We start from the raw sequence: 18,556 nt of genomic DNA, 5'->3' as shown, positions 1-18,556 counted from the left end.
CGTGAGCCGGGCTCAGCGCAGCAGTACGCCGCCCCCCGCGTCCGTGTCCACCGGGGCGGCGACCAGGCCCAGTTCGGCCGCGGTCGCCAGCAGCGGGTGCGTCGGCAGGATCCGTACCGTGTAGCCGAAGGGACCCGTGCGGTCGAGGGCGAGCGGGCCCTCGTACACCCAGCGGCCCTCCAGGTCGGGCCCGGCGGCCGGCTTGAGCGGGAAGCTCCGCCCGTCCCGGATCACGTCCTGCGCGTCCACCCGGCCCGCGAAGGCCTGCACCTCCACGTCCTCGGGGTTCAGCGCGTCCAGCGACACCTGCACCCGCAGGGTGAGGGTGGCCCCCAGCTCGGCGGTGCCGTTCACCGGAGCCGCGGCCAGCGCCTCCACGTGCTCGACGCCCACCCGCGGCCAGGCCGCCCGTACCCGGCCCTTCCACCAGGCCAGGTCGCGGGCCGCCTCGGGGGTCAGGGCCCGGTGGGCGAGCGCGGCCGGCGTGTAGAGCCGTTCCACGTACTCGCGCACCATCCGGCCCGCGAGCACCTTCGGTCCCAGTGAGACGAGGGTGCGCCGGACCATCTCGATCCACCGCACGGGGAGGCCGGTGCGGCCGACCCGGTCGTAGAAGCGCGGTGCGACCCGGCCCTCGATCAGCTCGTAGAGGGCGTTCGCCTCCAGGTGGTCGCGCCGGTCCTCGTCCGCGCCGAGCCCGTCGGCGGTCGGGATGGCCCAGCCGAAGTCCGGCTCGAACCATTCGTCCCACCAGCCGTCCAGTACGGACAGGTTGAGGCAGCCGTTCAGCGCGGCCTTCATCCCGCTCGTCCCGCAGGCCTCCAGGGGCCGCAGCGGATTGTTCAGCCAGACGTCACAGCCCGGGTAGAGCTTCTGCGCCATCGCCATGCCGTAGTCGGGCAGGAAGACGATGCGGTGGCGCACCCGCGGGTCGTCCGCGAACCGCACCAGCTCCTGCACGAGCCGCTTCCCGCCGTCGTCCGCCGGGTGCGCCTTGCCCGCGACGACGATCTGCACGGGCCGGTCCGGGTCCAGCAGCAGCCTGCGCAGCCGCTCCGGGTCGCGCAGCATCAGCGTGAGCCGCTTGTACGAGGGCACGCGCCGGGCGAAGCCGATCGTCAGCACGTCCGGGTCGAGTACGGAGTCCACCCAGCCCAGTTCGGCGTCGGCCGCACCGCGCTGGCGCCAGGAGGCGCGCAGCCGGTCCCGCACCTCCTGCACCAACTGCTCGCGCAGCACCCGGCGCAGGTCCCACACGTCCTGGTCCGGGATCTCGGCGACCGCGTCCCAGCGCTGGGAGCCGCCCACCGACAGGGCGTCCTCGGTGCGGCCCGCACCGATCTGCCGGGCGCCGAGCCGGACCACCTCCGCGGCCACCCACGTCGGGGCGTGCACCCCGTTGGTCACGGAGGTGATGGGCACGTCGGCCGGGTCGAAGCCGGGCCACAGCCCGGCGAACATCTCCCGGCTGACCGCGCCGTGCAGGGTGGACACCCCGTTGGCGCGCTGCGCCAGGCGCAGTCCCATCACCGCCATGTTGAACACCCCGGGATCACCGCCGGGATAGCTCTCGGCCCCGAGCTCCAGGATCCGGTCGACCGGTACGCCGGCCAGTTCCCCTCCCTCCCCGAAGTGCCGGGCGACCAGGGACCGCTCGAAGCGGTCGATCCCGGCGGGGACGGGGGTGTGCGTGGTGAACACGGTCCCGGCGCGCACCGCCTCGACGGCGGCGTCGAAGCCGAGCCCCTGCTCCCGCTCCAGTTCCCTTATGCGCTCCAGCCCCAGGAACCCCGCGTGCCCCTCGTTGGTGTGGAACACCTCGGGATCCGGATGTCCGGTGATCGCGCAGTACGCACGCACCGCGCGCACCCCGCCGATCCCCAGCAGCATCTCCTGGAGCAGCCGGTGGTCGCTGCCGCCCCCGTAGAGCCGGTCGGTCACCTCGCGGGCCGCGGCGTCGTTGTCCTCGACGTCGGAGTCCAGGAGCAGCAGCGGCACCCGGCCCACGCGGGCCTGCCAGATGTGCGCGTGCAGGGCGCGTCCGCCGGGCAGGGTCAGGGACACCCGGGCGGGTGCGCCGTCCGCCTCGCGCAGCAGGGAGAGCGGCAGTTCGTTGGGGTCGAGCACGGGATAGTGCTCCAGCTGCCAGCCGTCGCGGGAGAGCGACTGGCGGAAGTACCCGTGCCGGTAGAGGAGTCCCACTCCGATGAGCGGGACGCCGAGGTCGCTGGCGGCCTTCAGGTGGTCCCCGGCGAGGATGCCGAGGCCGCCGGAGTACTGGGGCAGGGCGGCGGTGATCCCGAACTCGGGCGAGAAGTAGGCGATCGCCGCGGGCAGACCGCTCTCGGACTCCTGTCCCTGGTACCACCTCCCGCCGTTCACGTAGTCATCGAGATCGGCGGCGACGACGGCGAGCCGCCGCAGGAACCGGCGGTCGCCCGCCAGTTCGGCGAGCCGGGCGGCGGAGACGGAGCCGAGCAGCCGGACGGGATCGCCGCCTGCGGCCTGCCAGCCCTCGGGGTCGACGGATTGGAAGAGTTCGCGGGTCTCGGCATGCCACGACCAGCGCAGATTGCGCGCGAGGTCGGTGAGCGGCAGCAGGGTCTCCGGGAGGACGGGGCGCACGGTGAATCGACGGATAGCCTTCACGTGTTCCACCTTCGCAGGGGATTGCGGATCGGAGCGGCCGCACCACGCTGTGCACCCGCGCAACACCCCCGGAAGGCTAGCGACGAGCCTCCCTCCCGGCCATGGCGCCTCGGCGGCGGCCCTGGCCGCCGCCGGGAGTCCGGCCGGTCTCAGGCCCCGTGCCGGGCCCCCGGCGCGAGCGCGCGCCACTCGCTCGGGCTGATGCCGTACGCCTCGCGGAAGGCGCGGCTGAAGACGGCCGGGTTGCCGAAGCCCCAGCGGGCGGCGATCGCGGCGATGGGGTGGGCGCGGAGTTCGGGGCGGGCGAGGTCCGCGTGGCAGCGTTCCAGGCGGCGCAGCCGGATCGAGGCGGCGACGCCTTCCCTCCGGTCCTGGAACATCCGGTGCAGCCGGCGCACCGAGATGTGGTGGCGGTCGGCGATGAGCTGCGGGGTGAGGGCCGGGTCGCCGAGGTTGTGGTCGATGAAGGAGTCGATCCGCTCCATCAGGACCCGCGTGCGCGACTCGGACGGCAGGTCGTCGTAGCCGTCGCAGCGCTCGGCGAGGCAGGCGCTGATCAGGTCGACGGCGACCCGGCCGAGCCGGCGACGCTCACCGGGCCCGCATTCGGCGCCGTGGGTCGCCAGCGTGGTCATGAATCCGGCCAGGATCGCGCCCATGCCCGACTCCCCGGAGATCCGCTGGGCGACCAGCCGGTCCGCCTTGCCGGACGCCAGGGGCAGCTCGTCCCTGGGGAGCTGGACGACGACGTTGCGGATGGCGCGGTCCTCACCGCGGGCCCCGACGGCGTTGGGGTGCGAGGTGTTCAAAAGCACCATGTCGCCGGGGTTGACCTCGCACCCGTTGCGGTTCTGCTCGAGCCACATGGGAGATCCCGTGATGAGCGAGAACTGGTACCGCTCCGGGTCGTTCTGCCTGACCTGTGCGGGCGTACGCCGCGATCGGCACGGGGTGCACTCGAAAGTGGACAGTTGCAGGACGTCCAAAACGAGCGCCCCCGCCTCCGCCCGGAAGCCGCCGGCGGCCGGTGGGCCGAGGAGCTCCGTCGGTGCCAGTTCGTTGGCGACGACGTCGGCGAACCATGCGAACCGGTCCGCCGGCGGTACCGCGGCCGAGGACATTTTCGACCACATCTTCCAGGACCCCCGCCCGCCACATCGGCCACTCCCGCCCCTCGGGGTGACAGGGCATTCTCCCCCGCGCGCCGCCCACGGACGCTGCGCCGACACCGACCTGACGGAGCCTCGGCGGATGTCGACCCGGCTCTTGGTATCGACCGTGCCAGTACGTACGAGTAGTTAACCAAGCACCCGGATTGGGCGGGGCGAGAGTGGGAAGGGCTCCCCGGGTACGCACGTCGCACGACACGGTGCACGCGCCGTACACGCACGGCGCACCCGCACACAACCTTTCCCCGCCACCCGAGTGAACGCGGACAGGAGCGGCCATGCCCGCAGCCCAGCCGTCCCTTGAGCGGCTAGAAACAGAGCGAACAGAGCGTGCACTACCAGCCGTGATACCGGCTGGCCTGTTGTCACCGAGCCCTGCGAACTGCCCCCAGGTGATCCCATCATGATCGGTCGCATTCCCGTGCTGGACGTCCGCCCTGCCGTCGACTGCGGCGCCAGACCCGCCAAGGCGGTCGTGGACGAGGTGTTCGAGATTTCCGCCACGGTGTTCCGCGAGGGCCACGACGCCCTCTCCGCACACGTCGTGCTCCGCGATCCGAGCGGGCGGCTGCGGCCGCCCGTTCCGATGCGGGAGCTCGCCCCCGGCACCGACCGGTGGGGGGCAAGGGTCCACGCCGAGGTCGAGGGGAGGTGGACGTACACCGTCGAGGCGTGGAGCGACCCGGTGGCCACCTGGCGGGCCCACGCCGCCATCAAGATCCCCGCCGGGATCGACACCGGGCTGACCCTCCTGGAGGGGGCCGAGCTCTACACCCGGGCCGCCGCCAAGATCCCCAAGCGCGACGGCCGCGATGCCGTGCTGGCCGCCGCCGAGCTCATGCGGGACGACGACGGCGAGGTGGCCGAGCGCTACGCGGCCGCCCTCGCCCCGGAGGTGGCCGCCGCCCTCGCGAAGAAGCCCCTGCGCGAGCTGGTCACCGCCTCCAAGCCGCTGCCGCTGGTGGTCGAGCGCCGTCGGGCCCTCTTCGGCTCCTGGTACGAGATGTTCCCCCGGTCGGAGGGGGCGGTGGTCGAGCCCGGCGAGGCGCCGGTCAGCGGCACCTTCCGGACGGCCGCCGAGCGGCTGCCCGCGATCGCGGCGATGGGCTTCGACGTGCTCTACCTGCCGCCGATCCACCCCATCGGCTCCACCTTCCGCAAGGGCCCGAACAACACGCTCTCCGCCGGTTGTTGGGACCCGGGCGTGCCCTGGGCCATCGGCTCCACCGAGGGCGGGCACGATGCCGTCCACCCGGACCTGGGCACCATCGAGGACTTCGACGCCTTCGTCGAACGCGCCCGCGAGCTGGGCCTGGAGATCGCCCTGGACTTCGCCCTCCAGTGCTCCCCCGACCACCCGTGGGTGGAGAAGCACCCGGAGTGGTTCCGCCACCGCGCCGACGGGACGATCGCGTACGCCGAGAACCCGCCGAAGAAGTACCAGGACATCTACCCGATCCACTTCGACGCCGACATGGCCGGCATCGTCGAGGAAACCGTGCGGATCCTGCGGTACTGGATGGACCACGGCGTCCGCATCTTCCGCGTCGACAACCCGCACACCAAGCCGGTGGTCTTCTGGCAGAAGGTGATCGCGGACATCAACAAGTCCGACCCGGACGTCATCTTCCTCGCGGAGGCCTTCACCCGGCCCGCGATGATGCGGGCGCTCGCCTCCATCGGCTTCCAGCAGTCGTACACGTACTTCACCTGGCGCAACACCAAGGCCGAGCTCACCGAGTACCTGACGGAGCTCGCCGACACCCCCTCGGCCTCGGTCATGCGGCCGAACTTCTTCGTCAACACCCCGGACATCCTCCACGAGTACCTCCAGAAGGGCGGCCGCCCCGCCTTCGAGGTGCGCGCGGTGCTCGCCGCCACGCTCTCGCCCACCTGGGGGGTCTACGCCGGCTACGAGCTCTGCGAGAACGAGCCGGTGCGGGAGGGCAGCGAGGAGTACCTGAACTCCGAGAAGTACGAGCTGCGGCCGCGCGACTGGGCCGCCGCCGACCGCGAGGGGCGCAGCATCGCCCCGCTGATCACCTCCCTCAACCGGCTGCGCCGCCGGAACCCCGCGCTCCAGCAGCTGCGCGACATCCACTTCCATTCGACCGACAACGAACAGGTGATCGCCTATTCGAAGCACGCGGGCGCCAATTCCGTACTGGTGGTCGTCAACCTCGATCCGCACCACACCCAGGAGGCGACGGTCTCGTTGGACATGCCGGTACTCGGCCTCGACTGGCACGGGTCCCTCGCGGTGCGCGACGAGCTCACCGGCGAGACCTATCACTGGGGCAGGGCGAACTACGTGCGCCTAGAGCCGGGCCGCACGCCCGCGCACGTACTGGCCGCTCTGCGACCGTCCCCGCCCACCGGAGGGTCACCCACCACATGATGATCAACGATCCCGTCCCCGACACCTTCGAGGACACCCCCGCCAAGGACCGCGACCCCGACTGGTTCAAGCGGGCCGTCTTCTACGAGGTCCTCGTCCGCTCCTTCCACGACAGCAACGGCGACGGCGTGGGCGACCTCAAGGGGCTCACCGCCAAGCTGGACTACCTCCAGTGGCTCGGCGTCGACTGCCTGTGGCTGCCGCCGTTCTTCGCCTCGCCCCTGCGCGACGGGGGCTACGACGTCGCCGACTACACTTCCGTGCTCCCCGAGTTCGGCGACCTCGCCGACTTCGTGGAGTTCGTGGACGCCGCCCACCAACGCGGCATGCGGGTGATCATCGACTTCGTCATGAACCACACGAGCGACCAGCACGAGTGGTTCCAGCAGTCCCGCAAGGACCCCGACGGCCCGTACGGCGACTACTACATGTGGGCCGACAACGACAAGCAGTACCAGGACGCCCGCATCATCTTCGTCGACACCGAGACGTCGAACTGGACGTACGACCCGGTGCGCAAGCAGTACTACTGGCACCGCTTCTTCTCCCACCAGCCGGACCTCAACTACGAGAACCCGGCCGTGGTGGAGGAGATCATCTCGGCGCTGCGCTTCTGGCTGGACCTCGGCATCGACGGCTTCCGCCTCGACGCCGTGCCCTACCTGTACGCCGAGGAGGGCACCAACTGCGAGAACCTCCCGCGCACCCACCAGCTCCTCAAGCGGGTCCGCGCCGAGATCGACGCGCACTACCCGGACACCGTGCTGCTCGCCGAGGCCAACCAGTGGCCGGAGGACGTCGTCGACTACTTCGGCGACTTCCGGCAGGGCGGGGACGAGTGCCACATGGCGTTCCACTTCCCCGTCATGCCGCGCATCTTCATGGCGGTGCGCAGGGAGTCCCGCTACCCCGTCTCCGAAATCCTGGCCAAGACCCCGGCGATCCCGGACCGCTGCCAGTGGGGCATCTTCCTGCGCAACCACGACGAGCTCACCCTCGAAATGGTCACGGACGAAGAGCGCGACTACATGTACGCCGAGTACGCCAAGGACCCGCGCATGCGGGCCAACATCGGCATCCGGCGCCGACTCGCCCCGCTCCTGGACAACGACCGCAAGCAGATGGAGCTGTTCACGGCCCTGCTGCTGTCGCTGCCCGGCTCGCCGGTGCTCTACTACGGCGACGAGATCGGCATGGGCGACAACATCTGGCTGGGCGACCGCGACGGCGTCCGCACGCCGATGCAGTGGACCCCGGACCGCAACGCCGGTTTCTCCTCCTGCGATCCGGGCAGGCTGAACCTGCCGGTCATCATGGATCCCGTCTACGGGTACCGGGTCACCAACGTCGAGGCCGCGATGTCCTCGCCCTCCTCGCTGCTGCACTGGACCCGCCGGCTGATCGAGGTCCGCAAGGCCAACCCGGCCTTCGGCCTCGGGTCGTACACCGAACTGCCCTCGTCCAACCCGGCGGTGCTCGCGTTCCTGCGCGAGTTCGGGGACGACCTGGTGCTGTGCGTGCACAACTTCTCCCGCTTCGCGCAGCCCACCGAGCTGGATCTGCGGTCGTTCAACGGGCGGGTTCCGGTGGAGCTCACGGGTGACGTGCGCTTCCCGCCGATCGGCGAGTGGCCGTACCTGCTGACGCTGGCGGGACACGGCTTCTACTGGTTCCGGCTACGCAAGGAACAGCGCACCGAACTGCGCGCCGAGTAGGACCCGGTACGGGGCGGGCAGCTCGGATGGGTCAATCGCCCGCCCCTGTACGGATCATCCTGACCCGACACCCCCACATACCGGAGAAGCAACTGCCGCACATCCGGGACACTCTGCGCATTCTGTGACGGCCCGGGGAAAGGACGCGACGCCATGTCGGAGGCTGCATCCGCCCGGAACCGGCTGACCGCCGACCGGGCCGCCGGGATCGGCCCGCTGGAACCGATGCTGCGGGCCTGGCTGCCCGCACAGCGATGGTTCGCGGGCAAGGGCCGCACCATCAACAGGCTCAGGGCCGTCTCGGCGGCCGAACTGCTGCCGCCGGGCTCCACGCCCGGGCTGCTCCACCTGCTCCTCGACGTCGACGGGGACTGCTACCAACTGCTCCTGGGAATCCGCCCGTCCCCGCTCCCGCCGGGCCTCGCACCCGCCCTGATCGGGCACGCCGAGGACGGCCCCTACCGGGGCCGGGCGGTGTACGAGGCGCTGGGCGACCCCCGGCTCGCGGCGATGCTGCTGGAACGGCTGCGCTCCCCCGGCACGCTCGGGCCGCTCTGCTTCGACCGGGACCCGAGCGCGCCGATCCCGGCCGGGCTGGTGCCCCGGCAGCTGTCCGGCGAGCAGACCAACTCCTCGCTGATCTACGGGGATTCGTACATCCTGAAGGTGTTCCGCCGGGTCGGCCCCGGGGTCAACCCCGACCTGGAGCTGCCCCGGGCGCTGGCCGCCGCCGGCTGCTCCCGCGTCCCGGCGCCGGTCGCCTGGTACGAGGCGGGGCTGCCCGGCAGCGAGCCGCTGACGCTGGGCGTGCTCCAGCCCTACCTGCGCGGCTCCGACGACGGCTGGCAGCTCGCGCTGCGCCGGCTCGGCGCGGGGGCGGACTTCACCCCCGAGGCCTACGCGCTCGGCCGGGCCACCGCCGAGGTGCACAGCGCGCTCGCCTCGGCCCTGCCCACCCTCGCCCTCGGCCCGGAGCAGACGGCCCGGCTCGCCGCCGGGATGACGGCGCGGCTCGCGGCCACCGCCCGGGAGGTCCCTGCGCTGCGGCCCTACGAGGCGGGGCTGCGGGGCGCCTTCGACGCACTGGCCGCCTCCCGCGGCACCGGGGTGTCCGCCCAGCGCATCCACGGCGACCTCCACCTGGGCCAGACCCTGCGCACCACCGACGGGAGCTGGGCGCTGATCGACTTCGAGGGCGAGCCTGCCCGGCCGCTCGCGGACCGGCGCCGCCCCGAACCGGCCGTCCGGGACATCGCGGGGATACTGCGTTCCTTCGACTACGCGGCCCGCTCGCACCGGCCCTTCGCCCCTGCCTGGGCGGACGACTGCCGGGCCGCCTTCTGCGAGGGCTACGCCCGCACCACCGGCCGCGACCCGCGCGAGGACCCCGTACTGCTGCGCGCGTACGAGACCGACAAGGCGGTGTACGAGGCCCGCTACGAGTCCCGGCACCGTCCCGACTGGCTGCACGTCCCGATGGCCGCGATCCGCCGGCTGTCGGAGCCGCAGCGGCCCGCCCACCGCATGCCCCCGCCCACCCCGGGCACCACCCCCCACCCGAAGCCCCCGAGGAGGCCGCTCGCGTGAGCGCCGCACGACAGCCGTCACCGACCGTCCGCGACGAAGCCGCTGCACCCGTACCGGCGGCGGCGCCGGCGAAGAAGGCCCGCGCCCCGCGGGCCCGCCGCGCCGCCCCGCCCCGCGGGGTCCGGCCGGCGCCCGCGCTCGGCGGGGAGGAACGGGCCAGGCTCCTGGAGGGCCGCCACCACGATCCGCACTCCGTGCTCGGCGCCCGCACCCAGCGGGGCGGGGTGGCCTTCCGCGTGCTGCGCCCCTACGCCAAGACGGTGACCGTCGTCGCCAAGGGGCTGCGCGCCGAACTCTTCGACGAGGGCGACGGGCTGTTCTCCGGGCTGCTGCCGCTCACCGGGGTGCCCGACTACCGGCTGCTGGTCGCCTACGACAGCGACGAGATCGAGGTGCACGACCCCTACCGGTTCCTGCCCGCCCTCGGCGAGCTGGACCTGCACCTGATCGGCGAGGGCCGCCACGAGGAGCTGTGGAAGGCGCTCGGGTCCGAGCCGATGGAGCACCAGGGCGTGGCCGGGACCCGGTTCACGGTGTGGGCGCCGAACGCGCAGGGGGTCCGGGTCACCGGGGACTTCTCGTACTGGGACTCCGTCGCCTACCCGATGCGCTCGCTGGGGTCCACGGGCGTGTGGGAGCTGTTCCTGCCGGGTGTGGACGCCGGCGCACTGTACAAGTACGACATCACGCGCCCCGACGGCAGCCACACCCTGCGCGCCGACCCGATGGCCCGGTCGGCGGAGGTGCCGCCGGCGAACGCCTCGGTGGTCACCTCCTCCCGCTACGAGTGGCAGGACGCGGAGTGGATGGCGGCGCGCGGCGCCCGCCCCGCCCACCAGGCGCCGTTCTCGGTGTACGAGCTGCACCTGGCCTCCTGGCGGCCGGGGCTCAGCTACCGGCAGCTGGCGGAGCAGCTCCCGGCGTACGTAAAGGAGCTGGGCTTCACCCACGTGGAGTTCATGCCGGTCGCCGAGCACCCCTTCGGCGGCTCGTGGGGCTACCAGGTCACCGGCTTCTACGCGCCGACCTCGCGGATGGGCACGCCGGACGACTTCCGCTCCCTGGTGGACGCGCTGCACCGGGCGGGGATCGGGGTGATCGTCGACTGGGTCCCGGCGCACTTCCCGCGCGACGACTGGGCGCTCGCGGAGTTCGACGGGCGGCCGCTGTACGAGCACCAGGATCCGCGCCGGGCCGCGCACCCGGACTGGGGGACGCTGGAGTTCGACTACGGCCGCAAGGAGGTCCGCAACTTCCTCGTCGCCAACGCGGTTTACTGGTGCGAGGAGTTCCACGTCGACGGGCTGCGCGTGGACGCGGTGGCCTCGATGCTCTACCTCGACTACTCGCGCGGCGAGGGCGAGTGGTCGCCGAACGAGCACGGCGGGCGGGAGAACCTGGACGCGGTGGCGCTGCTCCAGGAGATGAACGCGACCGTGTACCGGCGCTGCCCCGGCGTGGTGACGATCGCGGAGGAGTCCACGGCGTGGGACGGGGTCACCCGGCCCACGGACTCGGGCGGGCTGGGCTTCGGCCTGAAGTGGAACATGGGCTGGATGCACGACACGCTGCGCTACATGTCGAAGGACCCGGTGCACCGCAAGTACCACCACCACGACATGACCTTCGGGATGATCTACGCCTTCAGCGAGAACTACGTGCTGCCGATCTCGCACGACGAGGTGGTGCACGGCAAGCGCTCGCTGGTGTCGAAGATGCCCGGCGGCGACTGGTGGCAGCAGCGGGCCGCGCACCGGGCGTACCTGGGCTTCATGTGGGCCCACCCGGGCAAGCAGCTGCTCTTCATGGGGCAGGAGTTCGCGCAGGGGTCGGAGTGGTCGGAGGTGTACGGGCCGGACTGGTGGGTGCTGGACGACTCGTACGCGGCGGCCGGTGACCACCGGGGCGTACGGAACCTCGTGCGCGACCTGAACCGTACGTACGCCGCGGCGCCCGCCCTGTGGGAGCGGGACACCGTGCCGGAGGGCTTCGCCTGGGTGGAGGCCGACGCGGCGGAGGACAACGTGTTCGCCTTCCTGCGGTACGCGCAGGACGGCTCGCAGCTCCTGGCGGTGTCGAACTTCTCCCCGGTGGTCCGGCACGGGTACCGGATCGGTGTGCCGGAGGAGGTGCCGCTGTGGCGGGAGGTGCTCAACACCGACCAGGAGCTCTACGGCGGCAGCGGTGTCCACCACGCGCGGCCGCTGCGGCCTGAGCCGGTGCCGGCGCAGGGGCGGCCGGCGAGCCTGCGCCTGACGCTCCCGCCGCTGGCGACGATCTGGCTCAGGCCGTAACGGCCTTCGCCATCTCCTCTTCCAGCTCCTGGAGGAGCTTGCGCTTGGCGCGCAGCCCGACCATCTGCTGAACGGGCTCGCCGTCGCGGAAGACGAGCAGGGTCGGCATGGACAGCACCCCGTACCGGGCGACGGTTCCGGGGCTGCTGTCCACGTCGAGCTGCACGACCTTGAGCCTGTCGGCCTCCTCGGCGGCCACGGCGGACAGCACGGGCGCGAGCTGGCGGCAGGGTGGGCACCAGTCGGCGGTGAACTCCACGAGGACGGGCCGCCCCCGCTCCTCCAGCACCTCTGCCTCGAAGTCGTCGTCGGTCACCTCGGGCACACCGTGGGCACGGATCATGTCGTTTCCCCTCTCGTCTCTCGTCTCAAGCCGGTTCGCCGATCGTCCCGCGAGCGCTCCGGCGCGGCCGCGCGCCCGCTCCTCAGCCGGTCATCTCGCAGCGCGGAACGGCTTCCTCCCCGGCGACCGCCTCGGCTTCGGCCAGCTGGCGCGCGACCTGCTCCCGTACGTCGGCGAGCTGCCCGATCAGCGCGTCCATCTCGGCGAGCTTGCGCCGGTAGACGGCCAGCGAGGCCGGGCAGGAGTCCCCGGCGGGGTGCCCGGCCCGCAGGCAGTCGACGAACGGGCGGGTCTCCTCCAGCTCGAAGCCGAAGTCCTGGAGCATCCGGATCTGGCGCAGCAGGCGCAGGTCTTCCTCGTCGTAGGTGCGGTACCCGTTGCCGCTCCGCCGCGCGGACAGCAGCCCGCGGGACTCGTAGTAGCGCAGGGCCCGCGTGCTGGTCCCGGCCCGCTCCGCCAGTTCGCCGATTCGCATGCCCCGACGCTATTCCTTGACGCCGACGTCAAGGCAAGGAAGTGCCGCTGGGCCCTCGGGATTTCTGACTCACGCCGGAAGGCGTACCGGGCGCACCCGCCCTCCCCCGCCTCCGCCGATCCGTCGCCCCTTCAGGCCGTGCCCTGGTGGGAGCCCTCCTCGGCCCGGCAGCCGGGGGCAGCCTTGCTCCCTCGGCCCGGAGGACGACGCACTTCCGGATTCTTGGTGAAGCCGCTGTGAAGACCCTTGCGCGGACGGGCTCCACCTGGAACCGTATACGGAAGTGGATCTTCAAGTGCCCCGATTACCGGACAGTCGCCTCGTAGACCGGCAAAAGCCCTTAACTCCGTAGGACTTTCCTACGAGTTATGGGCTTGTTTGTTTGGTCTGTAGGCGCCGCGCCTTGGCCACTTCTACGGTGTGCCGTGTGCAATCCAGCCCACCTTTCAATGCCCCCGCCGCGCGCCGCCTGCGCGCGGCCCTGGGCATGGCACCCGGTCACGTCGCCTACGGCCTTCACGCCCAGTACGGACTCGTCGTCGCGCCCGAGACCGTGATGGCGTGGGAGCGTGGCGAGATATCACCCACGTCCGCCGAGCTCACCGCGCTGGCGGGCGTCCTGTGGTGTTCGCCCGGGGAGCTGCTCGCCGAGCCGGTCACCCTGCGGGAGCACCGCATCGCCCGCGGGCTGGCACCCGAGGAGCTGGCCCGGCGGATCGGTGTGGAACCGGGGGCCTACCAGAAGATGGAGGACTCCGGGCGCTGGAAGGGCAACGAGCGGCAGTCCGCCGCGCTGGCGACGGTGCTGGGGCTGAGTCTGGCCCAGTTCCTGACCGCCACCGGCAAGAACGACGAGCTCGCCGAGGCCCTGCGCAGTGCGGTGACCACCCGCTGGCAGGCGTACGTGAAGCCGCTGGGCAAGCTGCTGCCGATCCCCCGGGGCCACCTGGAGCAGGCGCTGGAGAAGCTGCACGCCGAGTACCAGTCGCGCATGGTGGCGACGCTCAGCTGGGGCGGCGGCGGGGGCGAGGCGGCGAGCGGGGACGCGGGGCGGGAGTTCCTCGCCGGCATCGTGGACCGGTTCTGGAGCCTCGCGGGCGGTGCGGGTTAGGACACGTCCGGGCCTGTGCGAACGGCCCCGGTCCGTCCTGGAGAGGGACGGAACCGGGGCCGTTCGGCTGCCGGAGTGGGGTCGAAGGTCCCGGTCCGGCGGCAAAGGACCCGAGGGGCCGCGAAGGCCCGAGGGGCCACAGGGGCCGCGGGACTCAGAAGACCGATTCGGCCTCGTACATGCGGTCCTCGGGGACCGTCTTGAGTTCGGTGACGGCGGAGGCCAGCGGGGTCATCACGATGTCGGTGCCGCGCAGGGCGGTCATGTTGCCGTACTCACCGCGGTGGACGGCCTCGACGGCGTGCCAGCCGAAGCGGGTCGCGAGGACGCGGTCGTAGGCGGTGGGGGTGCCGCCGCGCTGGACGTGGCCGAGGATGACCGGGCGGGCCTCCTTGCCCAGGCGGCGCTCCAGCTCGATCGCGAGGCGGTTGCCGATGCCGGCGAAGCGCTCGTGTCCGTACGCGTCGATCTCGCCCTTCTCGTACGGCATGCTGCCCTCGGCGGGGTGCGCGCCCTCGGCCACGCAGACGACGGCGAACTTCTTCCCGCGGGAGAACCGTTCCTCCACCATCTTCACCAGGGCGTCCACCTCGAAGGGGCGCTCCGGCAGGCAGATCCCGTGGGCGCCGCCGGCCATGCCGGACTCCAGGGCGATCCAGCCCGCGTGGCGGCCCATGACCTCGACGACCATCACGCGCTGGTGCGATTCGGCGGTGGTCTTCAGGCGGTCGATGGCCTCGGTGGCGACCATGACGGCGGTGTCGAAGCCGAAGGTGCGGTCGGTGGAGGAGATGTCGTTGTCGATCGTCTTCGGCACGCCGACCACCGGCATCCCGGCGTCCGCCAGCATCCGGGCGGCGGTCAGGGTGCCCTCGCCGCCGATCGGGATGAGTGCGTCGATGCCGTACCGCTTCGCCAGTTCCTGCGCGTTCTCGGCGGCTTCGTGCAGCCGGGCGCGCTCCATGCGGGCCGAGCCGAGGATGGTGCCGCCGCGGGCGAGGATGCCGCTGACGGCATTGATGTCGAGTGGGCGGTAGTGGCCGTCGAGGAGGCCCTTGAAACCGTCCTCGAAGCCGATGACCTCGTCCCCGTGGCCGACCAGGGCGCGGTGTACGACCGATCGGATGACAGCGTTGAGACCCGGGCAGTCGCCGCCTGCGGTGAGAACTCCGATACGCATCGTGCTGTGTCTCCTGCTCCTGATCGTCCGGCCTGCGCGTGCGGGCGACCGACCGGCCGTACATATGAAGGGCGTATTGGTGAAGCGTGTCCGATTGTTCCACGGGCACCGGGTGGGGCGCGCTTCGTGCCGCCCGGCTCCGAAGGCCTTTCGACCCCCCTGACAGGCCCATTTCCGGCGGGCGTGCTATCCGTCCGCGGCGGTATCGTCAAGAGGGCAAGCCCCTACCAATCGGGTCAATCGACTCCACCACGGGACGGAGATTCACGCGTGACGCGCAGCGTGTACGTGACCGGCATCGAGCGGGGCGACGGCCGTCAGGTCGTCGAGCTGGGGATCATGGAGATCCTGACCCGGCAGACGGGACGGGTGGGCGTCTACCGTCCCCTGCTCCACGACGGACCCGACCGGCTGTTCGAGCTCCTGAAGGCCCGGTACCGGATAGACCAGGACTCGGCGACGGCCTACGGCATGGAGTACCAGGAGGCCTCGGCGATCCTGGCGGAGAAGGGCACCGACGAGCTGGTGTCGCAGCTGGTCGACCGCTACAACCGGCTGGCCCGCGACTACGAGGTCATGCTCGTCCTCGGTACGGACTACGCGGAGACGAACCTCCCCGACGAACTCGCCCTCAACGCCCGCCTGGCCAACGAGCTCGGTGCGGTGGTCGTCCCCGTGGTGGGCGGCACCAAGCACCCCGCCGACGCCGTGCGCGCCGAGGCCCGCAACGCCTACCGGGCCTACGAGAGCCTGGGCTGCCACGTCGTCGCGATGGTGGTCAACCGGGTGGCCCCCGAGGACCGCGACGTCATAGCCGGGCGTCTTGCCGCCCGGCTCCCCGTGCCCTGCTACGTGCTGCCGGACGACAAGTCGCTGTCCGCCCCGACCGTCGCCCAGATCACCCGGGCGCTCGGCGGCGAGGTGCTGCTCGGCGACGAGGCCGGGCTGGCCCGCGACGCCCTGGACTTCGTCTTCGGCGGCGCCATGCTGCCGAACTTCCTGAACGCCCTGACGCCCGGCTGCCTGGTCGTCACCCCCGGGGACCGCTCCGACCTGGTCGTGGGCGCGCTGGCCGCGCACTCCTCGGGCACCCCGCCGATCGCCGGCGTGCTGCTGACGCTGAACGAGCGCCCGACGCAGGACATCCTGACCCTGGCCTCGAAGCTCGCGCCGGGCACCCCGGTCGTCTCGGTGGCCGGCAACAGCTTCCCGACCGCCGCCGAACTCTTCTCCCTGCAGAGCCGGTTGAACTCGGCGACCCCGCGCAAGCTGGAGACCGCGCTCGGCCTGTTCGAGCGTCACGTGGACATCCAGGAGCTGCGCGGCCTGCTGTCGGTGGCCCGTTCGGAGCGGATCACCCCGATGATGTTCGAGCACGGGCTGCTGGAGCGGGCCCGCTCCGAGCGGCGCCGGGTGGTGCTGCCGGAGGGCACCGAGGAGCGCGTGCTGCGCGCCGCGGACGTGGTGCTGCGCCGCGGGGTCTGCGACCTGACGCTGCTGGGCGAGGAGCGGGCGATCCTGAAGAAGGCCGCCGACCTCGGCGTCGACATCTCGGGCGCGGAGCTGATCGACCCCGAGACCTCCCCGCTGCGGGAACGGTTCTCCGAGTACTACGCCAGGGCCCGCGCCCACAAGGGCATGACCGTCGAGCTGGCCAACGACGTGGTCACCGACGTGAATTACTTCGGCACGCTGATGGTCCAGGAGGGCCTGGCCGACGGCATGGTCTCCGGCTCGGTGCACTCCACGGCCGCGACCATCCGCCCGGCCTTCGAGATCATCAAGACGAAGCCGGAGGCCTCGATCGTCTCGTCGGTCTTCTTCATGTGCCTGGCCGACAAGGTCCTCGTCTACGGGGACTGCGCGGTCAATCCCGACCCGAACGCGGAGCAGCTGGCGGACATCGCCGTCCAGTCGGCCGCCACCGCCGCCGCCTTCGGCGTCGAGCCCCGGATCGCGATGCTGTCGTACTCGACGGGCACCTCGGGTTCGGGCGCCGACGTGGACAAGGTCCGCAAGGCCACCGAGATCGTGCGCGAGCAGCGCCCCGACATGGCCGTCGAGGGGCCGATCCAGTACGACGCGGCCGTGGAGCCCTCGGTCGCGGCGACGAAGCTGCCCGACTCCGAGGTGGCCGGCCGTGCGACGGTGCTGATCTTCCCCGACCTCAACACGGGCAACAACACGTACAAGGCCGTGCAGCGTTCGGCGGGCGCCGTCGCGGTCGGACCGGTCCTCCAGGGCCTGCGCAAGCCGGTCAACGACCTCTCGCGCGGGGCGCTGGTCCAGGACATCGTCACCACCGTGGCGATCACCGCGATCCAGGCGCAGTCCCAGCCGCTGCCGCAGGCCCACTGATCCTCCACCGCACCCGAAGGAAAGACCCCTCATCGTGACCGCATCGCGCGTACTCGTCCTCAACTCCGGCTCCTCGTCGGTCAAGTACCAGCTCCTCGACATGGCGGACCGGTCCCGTCTCGCGGCAGGCCTGGTGGAGCGCATCGGCGAGGAGACCTCCAGGCTGGTCCACGAGCCGCTCACCGGAAGCGGCGCCGCAGGCGGGCGGCGGGAGCGGCTCGGCCCGATCGCCGACCACGGGGCCGCCCTGGAGGCGGTCGCGGCCGAGCTGGCCGCCGACGGGCTGGGCCTGGACTCCCCCGAACTGGCCGCGGTGGGGCACCGGGTGGTGCACGGCGGGACGCGGTTCACGCAGCCGACGGTGATCGACGACGAGGTGCTGGCGGAGATCCGGTCCCTGATCCCGCTCGCCCCGCTGCACAATCCGGCGAACGTGACGGGCATCGAGGTGGCGCGCTCGCTGCGCGCGGACATCCCGCAGGTGGCGGTCTTCGACACGGCCTTCCACTCGACGATGCCGGAGTACGCGGCCCGGTACGCGATCGATGCCGCGACGGCCGACAAGTACGCCATCCGGCGGTACGGGTTCCACGGAACCTCGCACGCCTACGTGTCGCGGGCGACGGCGGCGCTCCTCGGCAGGGCGCCCTCGGACGTGAACGTGATCGTGCTCCACCTGGGCAACGGCGCCTCCGCCTCGGCCGTGCGCGGAGGGGTCTGCGTGGAGACCTCCATGGGGATGACCCCGCTGGAGGGGCTGGTCATGGGGACCCGCTCGGGCGACCTCGACCCGGCGGTCGTCTTCCACCTGGCCCGGGCGGGGGGCCTCTCGGTGGATGAGATCGATTCGCTCCTGAACAAGAAGAGCGGTCTGCTGGGCCTGTGCGGCGACAACGACATGCGCGAGGTGCAGCGGCGGGCGGAGGAGGGCGACGCCTCGGCGCAGCTCGCGCTGGCCTCGTACGTGCACCGGCTGAAGAAGTACATCGGCGCCTATTCGGCGGTGCTGGGCCGGGTGGACGCGGTCGCCTTCACCGCCGGGGTCGGGGAGAACTCCTCCTGGATCCGGAAGGCTGCCGTGGAGGGTCTTGCCGAGCTGGGCCTGGCGCTGGACCTGGAGGCCAATGCGGCGCGCTCCCCCGAGCCGCGGCTGGTCTCGGCGGAGTGCGCCCGGGTGGCCGTGGCCGTGGTCCCGACCGATGAGGAACTGGAGATCGCCTCCCAGGCCTACGCGCTGGTTACCCGGTAGTCACTTTGGACTTTCCGCCAGACGGAAT

At 71.8% G+C, this 18,556-nt stretch carries 12 protein-coding genes; 7 read left to right on the top strand and 5 right to left on the bottom strand.

The annotated features are described in order from the left end of the window. Nucleotides 1-12 precede the first annotated feature (12 nt). Entirely contained in the window at nucleotides 13-2,649 is a 2,637-nt protein-coding gene (glgP, locus tag ACIGFK_RS21815) for an alpha-glucan family phosphorylase (protein WP_376659529.1), read from the bottom strand. Between the two features lie 149 nt (nucleotides 2,650-2,798). Continuing rightward, nucleotides 2,799-3,770 (bottom strand): helix-turn-helix domain-containing protein, encoded by a 972-nt coding sequence (locus ACIGFK_RS21810; RefSeq protein ID WP_386470441.1) that lies wholly within the window; start codon nucleotides 3,768-3,770, stop codon nucleotides 2,799-2,801. A 451-nt stretch (nucleotides 3,771-4,221) separates the two neighbouring features. On the opposite strand from ACIGFK_RS21810, the gene ACIGFK_RS21805 reads away from it, so the two are divergent. The 4 genes from ACIGFK_RS21805 to glgB all read left to right on the top strand — a co-directional run bounded on the left by ACIGFK_RS21805 (nucleotide 4,222) and on the right by glgB (nucleotide 11,812). Next, on the top strand, nucleotides 4,222-6,216 hold the full coding sequence (locus ACIGFK_RS21805; RefSeq protein ID WP_400053188.1) for a maltotransferase domain-containing protein: 1,995 nt from the start codon (nucleotides 4,222-4,224) through the stop codon (nucleotides 6,214-6,216). Then, nucleotides 6,213-7,931, top strand: coding sequence for a maltose alpha-D-glucosyltransferase (gene treS, locus ACIGFK_RS21800; protein ID WP_376659532.1), 1,719 nt, complete (start codon nucleotides 6,213-6,215; stop codon nucleotides 7,929-7,931). The genes ACIGFK_RS21805 and treS overlap by 4 nt, the downstream gene beginning before the upstream one ends. 153 nt (nucleotides 7,932-8,084) lie before the next feature. Next, nucleotides 8,085-9,518 (top strand): maltokinase, encoded by a 1,434-nt coding sequence (locus ACIGFK_RS21795; protein WP_376659533.1) that lies wholly within the window; start codon nucleotides 8,085-8,087, stop codon nucleotides 9,516-9,518. Then, the gene (gene glgB, locus ACIGFK_RS21790) at nucleotides 9,515-11,812 is read left to right on the top strand and encodes a 1,4-alpha-glucan branching enzyme (RefSeq protein WP_376659534.1); all 2,298 of its coding nucleotides are present in this window, start codon (nucleotides 9,515-9,517) and stop codon (nucleotides 11,810-11,812) included. Before ACIGFK_RS21795 ends, glgB begins: the two co-directional genes overlap by 4 nt. Here glgB and ACIGFK_RS21785 read toward each other — a convergent pair. Both ACIGFK_RS21785 and ACIGFK_RS21780 read right to left on the bottom strand, forming a co-directional pair. Beyond that, complete coding sequence (locus ACIGFK_RS21785) at nucleotides 11,802-12,155, bottom strand: thioredoxin family protein (RefSeq protein ID WP_376659535.1); 354 nt, start codon at nucleotides 12,153-12,155, stop codon at nucleotides 11,802-11,804. The two genes, glgB and ACIGFK_RS21785, sit on opposite strands and share 11 nt — an antisense overlap. 82 nt (nucleotides 12,156-12,237) lie before the next feature. Beyond that, complete coding sequence (locus ACIGFK_RS21780; RefSeq protein WP_400053185.1) at nucleotides 12,238-12,630, bottom strand: MerR family transcriptional regulator; 393 nt, start codon at nucleotides 12,628-12,630, stop codon at nucleotides 12,238-12,240. 418 nt (nucleotides 12,631-13,048) lie between these two features. On the opposite strand from ACIGFK_RS21780, the gene ACIGFK_RS21775 reads away from it, so the two are divergent. After that, complete coding sequence (locus ACIGFK_RS21775) at nucleotides 13,049-13,741, top strand: helix-turn-helix domain-containing protein (RefSeq protein WP_400053183.1); 693 nt, start codon at nucleotides 13,049-13,051, stop codon at nucleotides 13,739-13,741. 154 nt (nucleotides 13,742-13,895) lie between these two features. On the opposite strand, the gene ACIGFK_RS21770 is transcribed toward ACIGFK_RS21775, so the two are convergent. Further along, entirely contained in the window at nucleotides 13,896-14,921 is a 1,026-nt protein-coding gene (locus ACIGFK_RS21770; RefSeq protein ID WP_376659538.1) for an ATP-dependent 6-phosphofructokinase, read from the bottom strand. Between the two features lie 270 nt (nucleotides 14,922-15,191). Here ACIGFK_RS21770 and pta point away from each other — a divergent pair, with 270 nt between their 5' ends. Together pta and ACIGFK_RS21760 are read left to right on the top strand one after the other, a co-directional pair. After that, a complete protein-coding gene (gene pta / locus ACIGFK_RS21765) occupies nucleotides 15,192-17,279 on the top strand; it encodes a phosphate acetyltransferase (RefSeq protein WP_376659539.1) in 2,088 nt (695 codons plus the stop codon). Between the two features lie 34 nt (nucleotides 17,280-17,313). Then, nucleotides 17,314-18,528, top strand: a complete 1,215-nt coding sequence (locus ACIGFK_RS21760) for an acetate kinase (RefSeq protein ID WP_400053181.1) — start codon at nucleotides 17,314-17,316, stop codon at nucleotides 18,526-18,528. Nucleotides 18,529-18,556 lie beyond the last annotated feature (28 nt).

It is taken from the genome of Streptomyces sp. NPDC085524, from assembly GCF_044541755.1.
Classification (GTDB): Bacteria; Actinomycetota; Actinomycetes; order Streptomycetales; family Streptomycetaceae; genus Streptomyces.
The sequence above is the reverse complement of the archived record's forward strand: the minus strand, read 5'-3'. Positions and strand labels throughout refer to the sequence as shown.

Bases quoted from the DNA above. Each gene is read 5' to 3' on its own strand.
- ACIGFK_RS21810 (WP_386470441.1), bottom strand. From the start codon at position 3,770: ATGTCCTCGGCCGCGGTACCGCCGGCGGACCGGTTCGCATGGTTCGCC.
- ACIGFK_RS21805 (WP_400053188.1), top strand. From the start codon at position 4,222: ATGATCGGTCGCATTCCCGTGCTGGACGTCCGCCCTGCCGTCGACTGC.
- treS (WP_376659532.1), top strand. From the start codon at position 6,213: ATGATGATCAACGATCCCGTCCCCGACACCTTCGAGGACACCCCCGCC.
- ACIGFK_RS21795 (WP_376659533.1), top strand. From the start codon at position 8,085: ATGTCGGAGGCTGCATCCGCCCGGAACCGGCTGACCGCCGACCGGGCC.
- ACIGFK_RS21785 (WP_376659535.1), bottom strand. From the start codon at position 12,155: ATGATCCGTGCCCACGGTGTGCCCGAGGTGACCGACGACGACTTCGAG.
- ACIGFK_RS21780 (WP_400053185.1), bottom strand. From the start codon at position 12,630: ATGCGAATCGGCGAACTGGCGGAGCGGGCCGGGACCAGCACGCGGGCC.
- ACIGFK_RS21770 (WP_376659538.1), bottom strand. From the start codon at position 14,921: ATGCGTATCGGAGTTCTCACCGCAGGCGGCGACTGCCCGGGTCTCAAC.